Origin of the sequence: Streptomyces sp. 4N509B (assembly GCF_052245655.1) — a bacterium.
In the GTDB taxonomy this organism is placed as follows: Bacteria; Actinomycetota; Actinomycetes; order Streptomycetales; family Streptomycetaceae; genus Streptomyces.
Genome location: NZ_JBQQBZ010000002.1, coordinates 442,724 through 456,199, shown reverse-complemented (window position 1 = coordinate 456,199; position 13,476 = coordinate 442,724). Strand labels below are relative to the sequence as shown.

The 13,476-nt window shown below is 73.9% G+C and carries 12 protein-coding genes; 7 read left to right on the top strand and 5 right to left on the bottom strand.

Going from position 1 to position 13,476, the window contains the following annotated elements:
- Positions 1–20: 20 nt before the first annotated feature.
- Both hemB and ACTWP5_RS04205 read left to right on the top strand, forming a co-directional pair.
- A complete protein-coding gene (gene hemB, locus ACTWP5_RS04210; protein WP_443219348.1) occupies positions 21–983 on the top strand; it encodes a porphobilinogen synthase in 963 nt (320 codons plus the stop codon).
- Positions 984–1,045: 62 nt separating this feature from the next.
- The gene (locus ACTWP5_RS04205) at positions 1,046–1,810 is read left to right on the top strand and encodes an SDR family NAD(P)-dependent oxidoreductase (RefSeq protein ID WP_443219312.1); all 765 of its coding nucleotides are present in this window, start codon (positions 1,046–1,048) and stop codon (positions 1,808–1,810) included.
- 85 nt (positions 1,811–1,895) lie between these two features.
- Here ACTWP5_RS04205 and argS read toward each other — a convergent pair whose 3' ends face one another.
- Positions 1,896–3,674 (bottom strand): arginine--tRNA ligase, encoded by a 1,779-nt coding sequence (gene argS, locus ACTWP5_RS04200; protein ID WP_443219311.1) that lies wholly within the window; start codon positions 3,672–3,674, stop codon positions 1,896–1,898.
- Between the two features lie 137 nt (positions 3,675–3,811).
- Between argS and lysS the strand changes: the two genes are divergently transcribed.
- Positions 3,812–5,560: a lysine--tRNA ligase gene (gene lysS, locus ACTWP5_RS04195; RefSeq protein WP_443219310.1), complete on the top strand. Its 1,749-nt coding sequence runs from the start codon at positions 3,812–3,814 to the stop codon at positions 5,558–5,560.
- 46 nt (positions 5,561–5,606) lie between these two features.
- Here lysS and ACTWP5_RS04190 read toward each other — a convergent pair whose 3' ends face one another.
- The 4 genes from ACTWP5_RS04190 to ACTWP5_RS04175 all read right to left on the bottom strand — a co-directional run bounded on the left by ACTWP5_RS04190 (position 5,607) and on the right by ACTWP5_RS04175 (position 9,632).
- The gene (locus tag ACTWP5_RS04190; RefSeq protein WP_443219309.1) at positions 5,607–6,941 is read right to left on the bottom strand and encodes a DUF2637 domain-containing protein; all 1,335 of its coding nucleotides are present in this window, start codon (positions 6,939–6,941) and stop codon (positions 5,607–5,609) included.
- Positions 6,942–7,048: 107 nt separating this feature from the next.
- Positions 7,049–7,921, bottom strand: coding sequence for a hypothetical protein (locus ACTWP5_RS04185; RefSeq protein WP_443219308.1), 873 nt, complete (start codon positions 7,919–7,921; stop codon positions 7,049–7,051).
- 127 nt (positions 7,922–8,048) lie between these two features.
- Entirely contained in the window at positions 8,049–8,873 is an 825-nt protein-coding gene (locus ACTWP5_RS04180) for a DUF3558 domain-containing protein (RefSeq protein ID WP_443219307.1), read from the bottom strand.
- A gap of 180 nt (positions 8,874–9,053) precedes the next feature.
- Positions 9,054–9,632 (bottom strand): hypothetical protein, encoded by a 579-nt coding sequence (locus ACTWP5_RS04175; RefSeq protein WP_443219347.1) that lies wholly within the window; start codon positions 9,630–9,632, stop codon positions 9,054–9,056.
- Positions 9,633–9,785: 153 nt separating this feature from the next.
- Between ACTWP5_RS04175 and hemL the strand changes: the two genes are divergently transcribed.
- The 4 genes from hemL to ACTWP5_RS04155 all read left to right on the top strand — a co-directional run bounded on the left by hemL (position 9,786) and on the right by ACTWP5_RS04155 (position 13,472).
- Complete coding sequence (hemL, locus tag ACTWP5_RS04170; protein ID WP_443219306.1) at positions 9,786–11,159, top strand: glutamate-1-semialdehyde 2,1-aminomutase; 1,374 nt, start codon at positions 9,786–9,788, stop codon at positions 11,157–11,159.
- A 120-nt stretch (positions 11,160–11,279) separates the two neighbouring features.
- Positions 11,280–11,933, top strand: coding sequence for a histidine phosphatase family protein (locus ACTWP5_RS04165; RefSeq protein ID WP_443219305.1), 654 nt, complete (start codon positions 11,280–11,282; stop codon positions 11,931–11,933).
- 73 nt (positions 11,934–12,006) lie between these two features.
- Positions 12,007–12,678, top strand: coding sequence for a TlpA family protein disulfide reductase (locus ACTWP5_RS04160; RefSeq protein ID WP_443219304.1), 672 nt, complete (start codon positions 12,007–12,009; stop codon positions 12,676–12,678).
- Between the two features lie 8 nt (positions 12,679–12,686).
- Entirely contained in the window at positions 12,687–13,472 is a 786-nt protein-coding gene (locus tag ACTWP5_RS04155) for a cytochrome c biogenesis CcdA family protein (protein ID WP_443219303.1), read from the top strand.
- Positions 13,473–13,476 lie beyond the last annotated feature (4 nt).

Below are 13,476 nucleotides of genomic sequence, written 5' to 3'. Positions count from 1 at the left end.
CCGCCGGCGGCTTCCCCGACGTGCGGCCCCGGCGGCTTCGCACCACCGCGGCCATGCGTCGCATGGTCGCCGAGCACCACCTCCACCCGTCCGACCTGGTGCTGCCCGCCTTCGTGCGGGAGGGCATCGCCGAGCCGGAGCCGATCGCGAGCATGCCGGGCGTCGTGCAGCACACCCGCGACTCGCTGCGGAAGGCGGCGGTGGCGGCGGCCGAGGCCGGGGTCGCGGGCATCATGCTCTTCGGCGTGCCCGAGGAGTCGAAGAAGGACGCGGTCGGCACGCCGGGCACCGACCCCGAGGGCATCCTCCAGCGGGCCCTGCGGGACGTGCGGGCCGAGGTCGGCGACGGCCTCGTCGTGATGTCCGACCTGTGCCTGGACGAGGTCACCGACCACGGGCACTGCGGCGTCCTGGACGCCGAGGGGCGCGTGGACAACGACGCCACGCTCCGGCGGTACGCCGAGATGGCGCTGGCGCAGGCCGAGGCCGGCGCGCACGTGCTGGGGCCCAGCGGCATGATGGACGGCCAGGTCGGGCACGTGCGCCGGGCGCTGGACGCCGCGGGCCACCAGGACGTGGCGCTGCTGGCGTACACCGCGAAGTACGCCTCGGCGTTCTACGGGCCCTTCCGCGAGGCCGTGAACTCCTCCCTCTCCGGCGACCGCCGCGCCTACCAGCAGGATCCGCCCAACGGGCGGGAGGCGCTGCGGGAGCTGGCCCTCGACCTCGCCGAGGGCGCCGACATGGTGATGGTCAAGCCCGGCCTGCCCTACCTCGACGTGCTGCGGCAGGTCGCGGACGCCTCGCCCGTGCCGGTGGCGGCGTACCAGATCTCCGGCGAGTACGCGATGGTCGAGGCGGCGGCGGAGAAGGGCTGGATCGACCGGGAGCGGGCCATCGACGAGACGCTGACCGCCTTCAGGCGGGCCGGCGCGGACATGGTCCTCACCTACTGGGCCACGGAGGTCGCGGCGCGGCTGTGACCGGCGCGGCAGGCGCGGCACGCGCGGCGAAGCCAGGGAACGGAACGTCAAGGAGAGCCGGCATGAGCACCAGCACGAAGCCCGTCGCCGTGGTGACCGGGGCCAGCAGCGGGATCGGCGCCGCCACCGCGCGGCGGCTGGCGGCGGAGGGATACCGGGTGGTGCTGGCCGCCCGCCGCTTCGAGCGCGTCGCCGCGCTCGCGGCGGAGCTGACGGACGCGGGAGGCGACGCCGTCGCCCAGCGGCTGGACGTCACCGACCGGGCCGCCGTGGACGCCTTCGCCGCCGACCTCGAGCGCTGCGATGTCCTGGTGAACAACGCGGGCGGCGCCGTCGGCCTCGACCCCGTCGCCTCGGCCGACCCGGCCGACTGGCGGGCCATGTACGAGGTGAACGTGCTGGGCGTGCTGCACCTGACGCAGGCCCTGCTGCCGGCGCTGCGGGCCTCGGGCGCCGGGACGGTCGTCGTGCTCTCCTCCACCGCGGGCCTCGGCACCTACGAGGGCGGCGCCGGGTACGCCGCCGCCAAGCACGGCGCGCACGTGCTCGCGGAGACGCTCCGGCTGGAGATCGTCGGCGAGCCGGTCCGGGTCATCGAGATCGCGCCCGGGATGGTGCGGACCGAGGAGTTCTCCCTGACCCGCTTCCGCGGCGACGCGGAGCGGGCGGCGAAGGTGTACGAGGGCGTCGCCGAGCCGCTGACGGCCGAGGACGTGGCCGACACCGTGGGGTGGGCCGTCACCCGGCCGCCGCACGTCAACGTGGACCTGCTGGTGCTCCGGCCCCGCGCGCAGGCGTCCAACACCAAGGTGCACCGCGCCACCTGACCGGCGGCCCGACCAGTGGAGAGACCGGCGGCCTGAACCGACGGCCTGACCAGGGGCGGTCCGGCCGCCGGTGCCCCCGGCCGGCTCAGAGCCGGTCGGGCGTGTGGATGCCCAGCAGCGACATGCCCAGGCGCAGCGTGCGCGCGGTCAGCTCGCACAGGAAGAGCCGGTTGGCCACCGTGGCCTCGTCGCCCGCGGCGAGCACCGGGCAGGTCTCGTAGAACGCGGAGTAGTGCGTGGCCAGCGCGTACAGGTACGCGGCGAGCTTGTGCGGCTCGTACGTCTCCGCGACGCCGTCGAGCGTGGCCGCGAACGCGTCGAGGTGCAGCCCGAGCGCCCGTTCCGCGGGCGCCAGCGGCAGCTCGGGGTGGGCCGCCGCCCGCGTGCCCTCCGGCGCCCGCCGCAGGATCGACTGGATCCGGGCGTAGGCGTACTGGAGGTACACCGAGGTGTCGCCGCTGAGGGAGACCATGCGGTCGAGGTCGAAGACGTAGTCCCGGGCGCGGGAGGTGGACAGGTCGGCGTACTTCACCGCGCCGATGCCCACCTGCTCGGCCCGCTCGGCGATCTCCGCCTCGCTCAGCCGCCCGTCCCTGTCCTTCTCGCGCACCACCTCCGCGGCCCGCGCCACGGCCTCGTCGAGCAGGTCCATCAGCCGCACGACGTCGCCGGAGCGGGTCTTGAACGGCTTCCCGTCGGTGCCGAGGACGGTGCCGAACGGCAGGTGGTGGGCGACGCCCTCCGGCAGCCAGCCGGCGCGGCGGGCGGTCTCGAACACCATCCGGAAGTGGAGCGCCTGCCGGGCGTCCACGACGTACAGCACGCTGTCGGCGCCGAGCGTGCCCATCCGGTCCCGGATGGCGGCCAGGTCGGTGGCGGCGTACCCGAAGCTGCCGTCGGCCTTCCGCACGATCAGCGGCACCCGCTCGCCGTCCGCGCCGCGCACGTCGTCGAAGAAGACGCAGAGCGCGCCGGCCGAGCGCACCGCGACGCCCGAGCGCTCCAGCTCCTCCGAGAGCGGGGTCAGGTCGTCGTTGTACGCGCTCTCGCCGACGAGGTCCTCGTCGGTGAGGAGGACGTCGAGCCGGTCGTAGACCGCGTTGAAGTAGATCTTGGACTCGTCGACGATCCGCTGCCAGAGGGCGAGGGTCTCGGCGTCGCCGCCCTGGAGCTCGACGACCCGGCCCCTGGCCCGCTCCTTGAACGCCTCGTCGGAGTCGAACAGCGTCCGGGAGTCCCGGTAGAGGCGGTTGAGCCGGGACATCGCGGCCTCCCCGGCCTTGCCGCCCTCGCCGGCCTCGCCGCCCTCGTGGTCGAGCTCGTGCGGGTGCTCGATGAGGTACTGCACGAGCATCCCGAACTGGGTGCCCCAGTCCCCCACGTGGTTGCGCCGGACGACGGTGTCCCCGCGGAAGGTGAGGATCCGCGCCAGCGCGTCCCCGATCACGGTGGACCGCAGGTGGCCGACGTGCATCTCCTTGGCCACGTTCGGCTGCGAGTAGTCGATGACGACGGTGCCGGGCGTCTCGGCCGTCGGCACGCCGAGCCGTTCGTCGTCCGCGCGGGCGGCGAGCGTGGCGAGGATCGCCCGGTCGGTCAGCGTGATGTTCAGGAAGCCGGGGCCGGAGACCTCGATCTCCTTGATCAGGTCGCCCGCCTCGATGCCGGAGACCACCTCGGCGGCCAGCTCCCTGGGGTTGCCCTTCAGCCGCTTGGCCAGGGCCAGCATCCCGTTCGCCTGGAGGTCGGCTCGGTCGCTCGGTCGCAGCAGGGGGTCGGCGCCGGCGGCCTCCGGCCGGGCGACGGCCAAGGCGTCGGCGAGACGCTGGTGGACGGTGGCGGCAAGCGAGGGAACGGGACTCATGGCGGCATTCTCCCACGGGGGGAGAAGGGTCCTCGCGTGGTTTCCACGGTGGGAGAATGGGCCCTCGTACACCCGTAAGCCCGGTTCCGGTGGCCCGTTCCCCGGAGCCCCACACCCAGAGTGGAGTGCGAGAGGCCGTGGCCCAGACCACCCCGGAGACCGCCGACTGGGTCTCCCGACTCGCGGACGACGTGATCGCCGAGGCGGAGCGCCGCGCTCCGGGGAAACCCGTCGTCTGCGCCTCGGGCCTGAGCCCCTCGGGGCCGATCCACCTGGGCAACCTGCGCGAGGTCATGGTGCCGCACCTCGTCGCCGACGAGGTCAAGCGGCGCGGCGTCCCCTGCGTGCACCTGCTCTCCTGGGACGACTACGACCGCTTCCGCCGCGTGCCCGCGGGCGTGGCCGGCGTGGACGCGTCGTGGGAGGAGCACATCGGCCGGCCGCTGACGTCGGTGCCGCCGCCGGCCGGCAGCCCGTACGGCTCCTGGGCCGAGCACTTCAAGGCGCCGCTGCTCGCCGCGATGGAGGCGATGGGCGTCGAGATGCGGGCGATCAGCCAGACCGAGCGGTACACCGCGGGGACGTACCGGGAGCAGATCCTGTTCGCGATGCGGGAACGCCGTCGCATCGACACCGTGCTCGACCGGTACCGCACGAAGGCGAAGCAGGGCCAGCCAGGCCAGCAAAGCCAGCAGGGCCAGCAGGCGGACGAGGCGGAGCGGGCCGCGCTGGAGGGCTCGGGCGCGGCCGGCGAGGACGACGGCAGCGCGGCGGGCGCGGGCACCGAGTACTACCCGTACAAGCCGTACTGCTCCGCCTGCGGCCGGGACCTGACCACGGTCACCGCGTACGACGACGACACCACCGAGCTGTCCTACGTCTGCGCGTGCGGGCACGCCGAGACCGTGAAGCTGTCGGAGTACACGCACGGCAAGCTCGTGTGGAAGGTCGACTGGCCGATGCGCTGGGCCTACGAGGGCGTGGTCTTCGAGCCCTCGGGCGTCGACCACCACTCGCCGGGCTCCTCGTGGGTGGTCGGCGGGCAGCTGGTGAGCGAGATCTTCGGCGGCAAGCAGCCCATCGGCCCGATGTACGCCTTCGTCGGCATCAGCGGGATGGCGAAGATGTCCAGCTCCCGTGGCGGCGTGCCGATCGCCGCCGACGCGCTGGAGATCATGGAGGCGCCGCTGCTGCGCTGGCTGTACGCGCGGCGCCGCCCGAACCAGTCGTTCAAGATCGCGTTCGACGGCGAGATCCAGCGGACCTACGACGAGTGGGACGCGCTGGCGAGGAAGGTGGCCGACGGCTCCGCCCAGCCGGCCGACGCGGCGGCGTACGCGCGCGCGGTCGCCACCGCTGCCGGGCCGCTGCCGGCGACGCCGCGCCCGCTGCCGTTCCGCATGCTGGCCTCCGTGGTGGACATCACGACGGGGGACGAGGAGCAGACGCTGCGGATTCTTCGGGAGGTCGATCCGGCCGAGCCGGTGGCCTCGTTGGACGAGGCCAGGCCGCGCCTGGACCGGGCGGCGCACTGGGTGACCACGCAGGTGCCGGCGGAGCAGCGCACGTGGGTGCGGCAGGAGCCGGACGTCGAGCTGCTCGGCTCCCTCGGGGCGGAGGACCGGGAGGCGCTGCGGCTGCTGCTGGAGGGCCTGGCGGAGCACTGGTCGCTCGACGGGCTGACGACGCTGGTGTACGGGGTGCCGAAGCTGCGGGCCGGGCTCACGCTCGACGCGAAGCCGACGCCGGAGCTGAAGGTGGCGCAGCGCGGGTTCTTCGCGCTGCTGTACCGGCTGCTGATCGGGCGTGAGACGGGGCCGCGGCTGCCGACGTTGCTGCTGGCGGTGGGTGAGCAGCGGGTGCGGCGGCTGCTGACGCTGCCGTAGCCGCCGTGGCGGGTGCCCAGCCGGCGATGCCTCAGCCCGCGATGCCTCAGCCGGCGAGGCCCATCTCGGCGTTGTAGCGTTCGCGGAAGCCGCGCAGGAACTCCCTGAGGTACTGCTCGTTCAGGAGCGAGCCGTCGGAGCTGGTGACGCCGAAGCGCTCGTTGAGGAAGCGGGCGAGCTGGCGGGCGTTGGGGAAGCCGCCGTGCTCCATGACGTACTGGCGGTAGGCGGCGAAGTACGCGTCGGCGTGGGAGACGTCGTCCGGCAGTCCGAGCGGCTCGGGGCCCGGAACCGGCCCCGGGTCCGGGTCGGGGAGGGGCAGCGGCTCGGGGTCCGCGAAGGCGGCGGGGAACGGCTCGGGCTCGGGTTCGGGTTCGGGCTGCGGGAGGTGGCCGTTGGCGGGGGCGCGTCCGAGCGCGCGGCGGCGTCCGGGGCCCGCGGGGACGGTGACGCGTGGCGGCTCGGGCTGTGGCACCGGCTCCGCATCCGGCTCCCGCTCCGGCCGGGGCTGCTCGGCGTACCGCGCCTGGGGGGAGCGCTGCTGCGGAACGGTCACCTGCGGCTGCGGCTGCGGCTGCGGCTCGGGCGCGGGCGCGGGCCGCGGCGCCGGCTGCGCGGGGGCGGGCGGCTCAACGGCCGCGGCGGGGCCCGGGGCGGCGGGGGCGGAGAGCGGGTTGGCTTCCGGCGCCGCGGGCAGCGGCTCCCGCTGCTGCCCGACCAGGCTCCTGCCCTCGGCCACGGGCACGCCGTAGCGCGCCAGCTTCAACGGCATCCGCGCGTCCATGGGGGCCTTGCGACGCCAGCGGCGCCCGTACTCCGCGCGCAGGTGGGCCTGGTAGACGAGGCGGTCGCGCTCCATGCCGATGACTTCCTCGTAGGAGCGCAGCTCCCACAGCTTCATCCGCCGCCACAGCCGGAACGTCGGCACCGGCGCGAGGATCCAGCGCCAGAGTCGGACGCCCTCCATGTGCTTGTCGGCGGTGATGTCCGCGACGCGCCCGATGGCGTGGCGGGCGGCCTCCACGGTGATCACGAACAGCACGGGGATGATGCCGTGCATGCTGACCGCGAGCGGGTCGCCCCACGCGGAGGCGCCGTTGAACGCGATGGTGGCGGCCGTCAGCAGCCACGCCGTCTGGCGCAGCAGCGGGAACGGGATGCGCAGCCACGTCAGCAGCAGGTCGAGGGCCAGCAGCACCACGATCCCGGCGTCGATGCCGATGGGGAAGTACGGCGCGAACTCGCCGAATCCTTTCTCCTCGGCGAGCTCGCGGACGGCCGCGTAGGAGCCGGCGAAGCCGATGGTGGCGATCACCACGGCGCCCGCCAGCACGACGCCGACGAGGATCCGGTGTGAGCGGTTCAGCTTGTAGGTGGCCACCCGCACAGCCTGGCACACGCGTCACGGTCATGTACGCGCCGATCCTGGTGAGTTCGGACGCACCTTCAGGACCAGGCGTCTCACGCGTGCTCAGGACTCGCGGCCGGTCAGGAGTTCTCCGAGGAGCCGCCCGAGGAGCCGCCCGAGGTGTCGTCGGAGGGCGGCGCGGAGCCCTCGCCCTCGCCCTGGCCCTCGCTCTGGCCGTCCCCGCCGTCGGCGGGCTGCTCGTCGGCGAAGGCGTCGACGTTGGCCAGCACGACGCCCGCGGCCGTCTCCGCGTTCTCCCTGACGCGCGAGCGGCTCGGCATGTCGGCGTCCTCGAAGCCGGCGCCGGAGTAGTCGACGGTGATGACGACGTTCCCGGTGCGGGCGACGACCCGCTGCTCGTGGTACCGCTGCGCGTCGCCCTCGTCCGAGTCCTTCGTGACGCGGTAGCCGATCGAGGTGGCGCCGCCGTCGCCGAGATCGGGCAGCTCGGCGGTCTCGACGTCCTCGTGGGAGTCCTCGCCGGTGACCTCCTCGACCAGCCGCGTCATGTACGCCTCGGCGCGCTCGTCGCCGGTGCCGATGGCCTCCTCGGAGTCGAAGCGCCGCAGCGAGACGGTGAGGGACCGGAACTGGTAGTCGTCCAGTCCCGTCCACAGGCAGGTGCCGGACAGGGACGGGTCCGTGGTCTCGATGGTCTCGCCCCGCCTGGGGTCGACCTCGGGCACGACCTGCTCGACGGTGTCCCCGTCGACGGTGGAGCACGCCTCGGGGAGCGTGGTGAACCGCACCTCCGCCGGGCTCGGGGCCTCGCTCGACGGCGACTGGTCCTCCGAGCCGCCGCCCGAGCCGTCCGACGCGCTCTCGGTGGCGTCGCCCGAGCCCTCGGAGTCGGAGCCGCCACCCGAGCAGCCGGCGACCAGCAGCACGGGCACGGCGGCCCACGCCACCGAGGTGATGACGAGGCGCGGCAGGGTGCGGAGGTTTCGGTTCATGGCGTTGTCTCGCTCCAGTCGGCTCCGGTCGACGTCGGTCGGGGCGATCCGTCGCACGTGCCCGCGCGCCCGTCCCGCCGCCGCGGCCGGTCCGCGCGGTCGCGGCTCCGGTCTCGGTCTCGGGCGTCTAGCTCTCGAAGCCGCTCGCCAGCTGCCGGGCCACGTCCTGCGCCCCTTCCTGGAGCTGCGTGCTGTCCGGGAACTCGCCCGCCACCGTCGTCGAGACGGTGTAGGTCACGGTGACGATAACGTTCGCGCTGCGGAAGGCCACCACCACCTCGCGGCTGGCCCCGGTGTTCAGGCTGGTCAGCTGGTCGTCGAGGAACGCGACGTGACCGATGTCATCCAGCGGGTGGGAGATCGGGTCGCTCACCGAGGGCGGCGCCGTGTCCTGCGACCCCTCGCCACCGCTGTCCGCGCCGTCCCCGCCCTCCCCGTCGGCGTCGACGTCCTCGCCCATGAACGTGGTGCCGGCCCCGGTGTCGGTCTCCACGCCCGGCTCCGTCGTGGAGCCGTCCAGCGTCACGCCCGACTCGGCGGCCAGCTGCTCGAAGTCCAGCCTGGCCTGGTCGTCGTCGCTGACCTCGGGGTCGTAGGAGATGACCCGCTCCAGGTCGACGGCGAGGCGGTGGGTGACCGAGGCCGTGGGCCCGTGCCACTCGCAGCCCACGCGGCGCCCGGTGTCGAACGTGGCCATCGGCTCGCCCTCGTGGGCCTCCTCGTCGGCACCGGGCAGCAGGCGGTTCAGCGTCTCCGGGTCGACCGCCACGCAGGGCTCGGGAAGGACCGAGAACTCGCCGGGCTCGACGGCCTCCGCCACCGTGCCCGACGGCGCCGACCCGGCGTCGTCGGTGCCGCCGAGGTCCGCCTCGCAGCCGACCAGCGCCACACACGCCGCCACGGCGGCGAGCCCGGCGCCAGCCCCGCGGACGACGAACGTCCTGCCCACCACCGGATCGGCCTCCCCTGCGCACGTCTGCGGTCGCGCGAGCGCCTCGCGCCCTCCATGTCTATCGCACCGGGGCGGTGCCGAGCCATGCGGGCCGCGGGGAAGTGGGGTGGGGATGCTGTGGTGCGCGGTGGTGAGCGGGGGACCGGGCCGGGGCGGGCCAGGGGCCCGGCGGCCGCCGGATCAGGGCCAGACCAGGCAGTACGGCTGGTGGCCGGCCTCGTGGAGGCGGCGGGAGAAGTCCTGCCACTCGTTGAGGAGCTTGTACACCCCGAAGGCGTCGCTCGGGCCGCTGCGGTCCGGGACGGTGGACCAGATGAACGCGGCGGCGCCCATGGTCTCCTCGCCGATGCCGCGCAGCGGGTCCACCACGGTCATCGGAAGCTTCACCACCGCGTAGTCCGGGTGGAGCACGACGAGCTCCAGCGGGGGCACGCGGTGCAGGGGTATGCCCTCGATGCCGGTGAGCACCATCGCCGCCATGGTCTCCGGCTTGATGCGGGTGAACATCCCGCCCTGGCCCAGCTCGTCCCCGCCGAGCTCCTCGGGGCGCATCGACAGCGGCACGCGGGCCGCCGTGGCGCCGTCGGGGGCGCCGAAGTACTTGTACGTCACGGACAGGCGTCCGGCACGGCCGCGCAGCTCACCCTCGCCGCCCTCGCTCCGGCGGCGGTGGCGCCCGCGACGCGACGCGCGAGCGCGCGGCACCGGGTCGGGACCGAGGTCACCGGTGCCCTCGCCGAGTCCGCCACCGCGCTGCATGTCACCACCCGACCAGTCGTCGCTCGTCACTCTTCGGCGCTCGTCACGCGCACCGCCCCCCGGCTGGTGCTACCCGATCATCGTTTCAGAGACCTCCCCCGTCAGGCGACGGCGAAACGCCCGACGCCGGGAAGCGTGAAGCTCTCTGCCACCATGGTTCGCGTGACCCACTCCGCGGAATCCGCCGCATCCCTTACCAACGGACCTGACGGACCCGTTGAAGCACCAGTGTCGCAGACCCTGTTCGCCCGTGCCGCAGCGGTGACGCCGGGTGGCGTGAACTCCCCGGTGCGCGCCTTCGGCGCCGTGGGCGGAACGCCCCGGTTCATGGCTTCTGGGGCCGGCGCGTACCTCACGGACGCCGACGGTCGAACATATGTTGACCTGGTGTGCTCCTGGGGCCCGATGATTCTGGGCCACGCCCACCGCGCCGTGACCGAGGCGGTCCTCGCGGCGGTGGCGCGCGGCACCTCCTACGGCACGCCGACCGAGGGCGAGGTGGCCCTCGCCGAGGAGATCGTCGCCCGCGTCGACCCCGTCGAGCAGGTGCGGCTGGTCACCTCGGGCACCGAGGCGACGATGTCGGCGATCCGGCTGGCCCGTGGGGTCACGGGACGGGCGAAGGTCGTCAAGTTCGCCGGCTGCTACCACGGGCACGTCGACTCCCTGCTGGCCGCCGCGGGCTCCGGCGTCGCCACCTTCGCGCTGCCCGACACCCCGGGTGTCACGGGCGCCCAGGCCGGCGACACGATCGTCCTGCCCTACAACGACCTCGACGCGGTCCGCGCCGCCTTCGCCGCCCACCCCGACGAGATCGCCTGCGTGATCACCGAGGCCGTCCCCGGCAACATGGGCGTGGTGCCGCCGCTGCCCGGCTTCAACCAGGGCCTGGCCGACCTCGCCCACGCCCACGGCGCGCTGCTGGTCTCCGACGAGGTGATGACGGGCTTCCGGGTCAGCCGCCAGGGCTGGTACGGCGTCGAGGGTGTCGTGCCCGACCTCGTGACCTTCGGCAAGGTCATGGGCGGCGGCTTCCCGGCCGCGGCCTTCGGTGGCCGCGCGGAGCTCATGGCCCACCTCGCCCCGGCCGGGCCCGTCTACCAGGCCGGCACCCTCGCGGGGAACCCGGTGGCCACCGCCGCCGGCCTGGCGCAGCTGCGGCAGCTCGACGCCGCCGCCTACGCCCGGCTCGACGCCACCGCGGCCGAGCTGCGCGGCATGGTCGGCCAGGCGCTGGCCAAGGAGGGCGTCTCCCACGTGATCAACCACGCGGGCAACATGTTCTCCGTCTTCCTCACGGCCGACGGCGTCACCGAGGTGCGTGACTTCGCCGCCGCCAGGGCCCAGCAGACCTTCCGCTACACCGCCTTCTTCCATGCCATGCTCCGTCAGGGGGTCTACCTGCCGCCCTCCGCGTTCGAGGTGTGGTTCGTCTCCACCGCGCACGACGACGAGGCGCTCGAACGGGTCGCCGCCGCGCTCCCGGCCGCCGCCCGCGCCGCCGCGGAGGCCGGCGACGACGACTGAGGCGGGGCGGGAGGGACGGGCCCGGTTCCGGGCCCCCGGCCGCCCGACCGCAGACCTCCGAACCCCCTGGCCACCGTGGCCGCTCAGGGGCAGGACGAGAAAGAAGAGAGATGTGTCGATATGTCGAGCAGTGACCCGCGCGAGCTGACCGTCGTCCACGTGATGCGCCACGGCGAGGTGGAGAACCCGAGCGGCGTGCTCTACGGCCGCCTGCCCGGGTACCACCTCTCCGAGCTCGGGCGGCGCATGGCCGAGCGGGTCGCCGACCACCTCGCGGACCGTGACGTCACCCACGTCGTCGCCTCCCCCCTCGAACGGGCTCAGGAGACCGCGGAGCCGATCGCCAAGGCGCACGGCCTCCAGGTGGCGTCCGACGCCCGTCTCCTCGAGGCCGAGAACATCTTCCAGGGCAAGCCCTTCGGCGTCGGCGACGGCGCCCTGCGCCACCCGGGGAACTGGCGCCATCTGCGCAACCCGTTCCGCCCCTCCTGGGGCGAGCCCTACGTCGACCAGGTCGTCCGCATGCGGGCCGCCCTCGACGCCGCCCGCGCGGCGGCGGCCGGCCACGAGGCGGTCTGCGTCAGCCACCAGCTGCCGATCTGGACGCTGCGCAGCCACGTCGAGCGGCGCCGCCTCTGGCACGACCCGCGCAAGCGGCAGTGCAGCCTCGCCTCGCTCACCTCCTTCACCTTCCACGGCGAGGAGATCGTCGCCATCAGCTACTCGGAGCCCGCCCGCGACCTCCTCCCCGGCCGTCAGGGCTTCGGGGCGTAGGCGGCCCGCGGGGACCGTCCGCCGGACGGGCCCCCGGGCGAAGATCGCGAAGGGTGCATGGGAAACTTTTCACATGATCCAGAACCGGGCAAAGCTCGCGACGGCCGCCGGCTCGCTGGTGCTGCTGGCCGCCGGACTGACCGCCTGCTCCGGTGACCAGGCAGGTCCCTCCGGCGGCGACACCCAGATCGTGCAGGGCACGGGCGAGATCACCACGGTGCCGGTCGCGGACCGCGAGCAGGCGCCCGAGCTCACGGGCGAGTCCCTCGACGGCGGGCAGCTGTCCCTGTCGGACTACCGCGGCGAGGTCGTCGTCCTCAACATCTGGGGCTCGTGGTGCGCGCCCTGCCGCGCCGAGGCGCCGCACCTGGTCGCCGTCGCGGAGGAGACCGCCGACCAGGGGGTCCAGTTCCTCGGGATCAACACCAGGGACCGGGACCGCACGCCCGCCCTGACCTTCGAGGAGGACTACGGGATCGGCTTCCCCAGCTTCTACGACCCCTCGGGCCGGCTCCTGCTGGAGTTCCCCTCGGGCAGCCTCAACCCGCAGGCCATCCCCACCACGATCGTCGTCGACCGCGAGGGCCGCATCGCCGCGCGTGCCCTGCTGGCGCTCACGGACGACGAACTGCGCTCCATCATCGAACCCATCGTCGCCGAGGGCGCGGGGGACGCGGCGGCCGCCGGGAACGCGGAGACGTCGGGCAGCGCGGGGACGACCGAGAACGAGAACGCCGAGAGCTGACCCATCCCATGCCCCCCGACGCGCTGGCCGCCGCCATCACGGGCCCCAACGAGACGGTACTCAGTGGAGCCCTGCTGCTCGCGCTGCCCGTCGCCGCCTTCGGCGGCCTCGTCTCGTTCTTCTCCCCCTGCGTGCTGCCCCTCGTCCCGGGATACCTCTCCTACGTCACCGGCGTCGGCGGCGCCGACCTCGCCGAGGCCAGGCGCGGCCGGATGCTGGCCGGCGCCTCCCTGTTCGTCCTCGGCTTCAGCGCCGTCTTCGTCTCCCTCGGCACGCTCTTCGGCGGCGCCGGCGCCCGCCTGCTGGAGCACCAGGAGACGCTGACCCGCGTCATCGGCGTGCTCACGATCCTCCTCGGCCTCGCCTTCACCGGCCTGTTCGCCTCCAGCCTCGGCCGGCTGACGCAGCGCGAGTTCCGCCTCCACACGCGGCCGGCGGTCGGGCTGGCCGGCGCGCCCATGCTCGGCGTCGTCTTCGGTATCGGCTGGACGCCCTGCATCGGCCCCACGCTCGCCGCCGTCAACGTGCTGGCGTTCAACGAGGCCACCGCCGCGCGCGGCGCGCTGCTGATGGCCGCGTACTGTCTGGGCCTGGGCGTGCCCTTCGTCGTCGCGGCCCTCGCCTTCCGCAGGACCCTCGGGGCGTTCTCCTTCGTCCGCCGTCACAACGTGTGGGTCATGCGGCTGGGGGGCGCGATGCTCGTCGTCACCGGGCTGCTGCTGGTCACGGGCCTGTGGAACGAGATCGTCTACGACCTGACGGTGTGGTCGTCCGAGTTCACGGTGGGAGTGTGAGAGC

Bases quoted from the DNA above. Each gene is read 5' to 3' on its own strand.
- ACTWP5_RS04165 (WP_443219305.1), top strand. From the start codon at position 11,280: ATGTCGAGCAGTGACCCGCGCGAGCTGACCGTCGTCCACGTGATGCGC.
- ACTWP5_RS04175 (WP_443219347.1), bottom strand. From the start codon at position 9,632: ATGCAGCGCGGTGGCGGACTCGGCGAGGGCACCGGTGACCTCGGTCCC.
- argS (WP_443219311.1), bottom strand. From the start codon at position 3,674: ATGAGTCCCGTTCCCTCGCTTGCCGCCACCGTCCACCAGCGTCTCGCC.
- ACTWP5_RS04205 (WP_443219312.1), top strand. From the start codon at position 1,046: ATGAGCACCAGCACGAAGCCCGTCGCCGTGGTGACCGGGGCCAGCAGC.
- hemL (WP_443219306.1), top strand. From the start codon at position 9,786: ATGGTTCGCGTGACCCACTCCGCGGAATCCGCCGCATCCCTTACCAAC.
- ACTWP5_RS04160 (WP_443219304.1), top strand. From the start codon at position 12,007: ATGATCCAGAACCGGGCAAAGCTCGCGACGGCCGCCGGCTCGCTGGTG.
- ACTWP5_RS04185 (WP_443219308.1), bottom strand. From the start codon at position 7,921: ATGAACCGAAACCTCCGCACCCTGCCGCGCCTCGTCATCACCTCGGTG.
- ACTWP5_RS04155 (WP_443219303.1), top strand. From the start codon at position 12,687: ATGCCCCCCGACGCGCTGGCCGCCGCCATCACGGGCCCCAACGAGACG.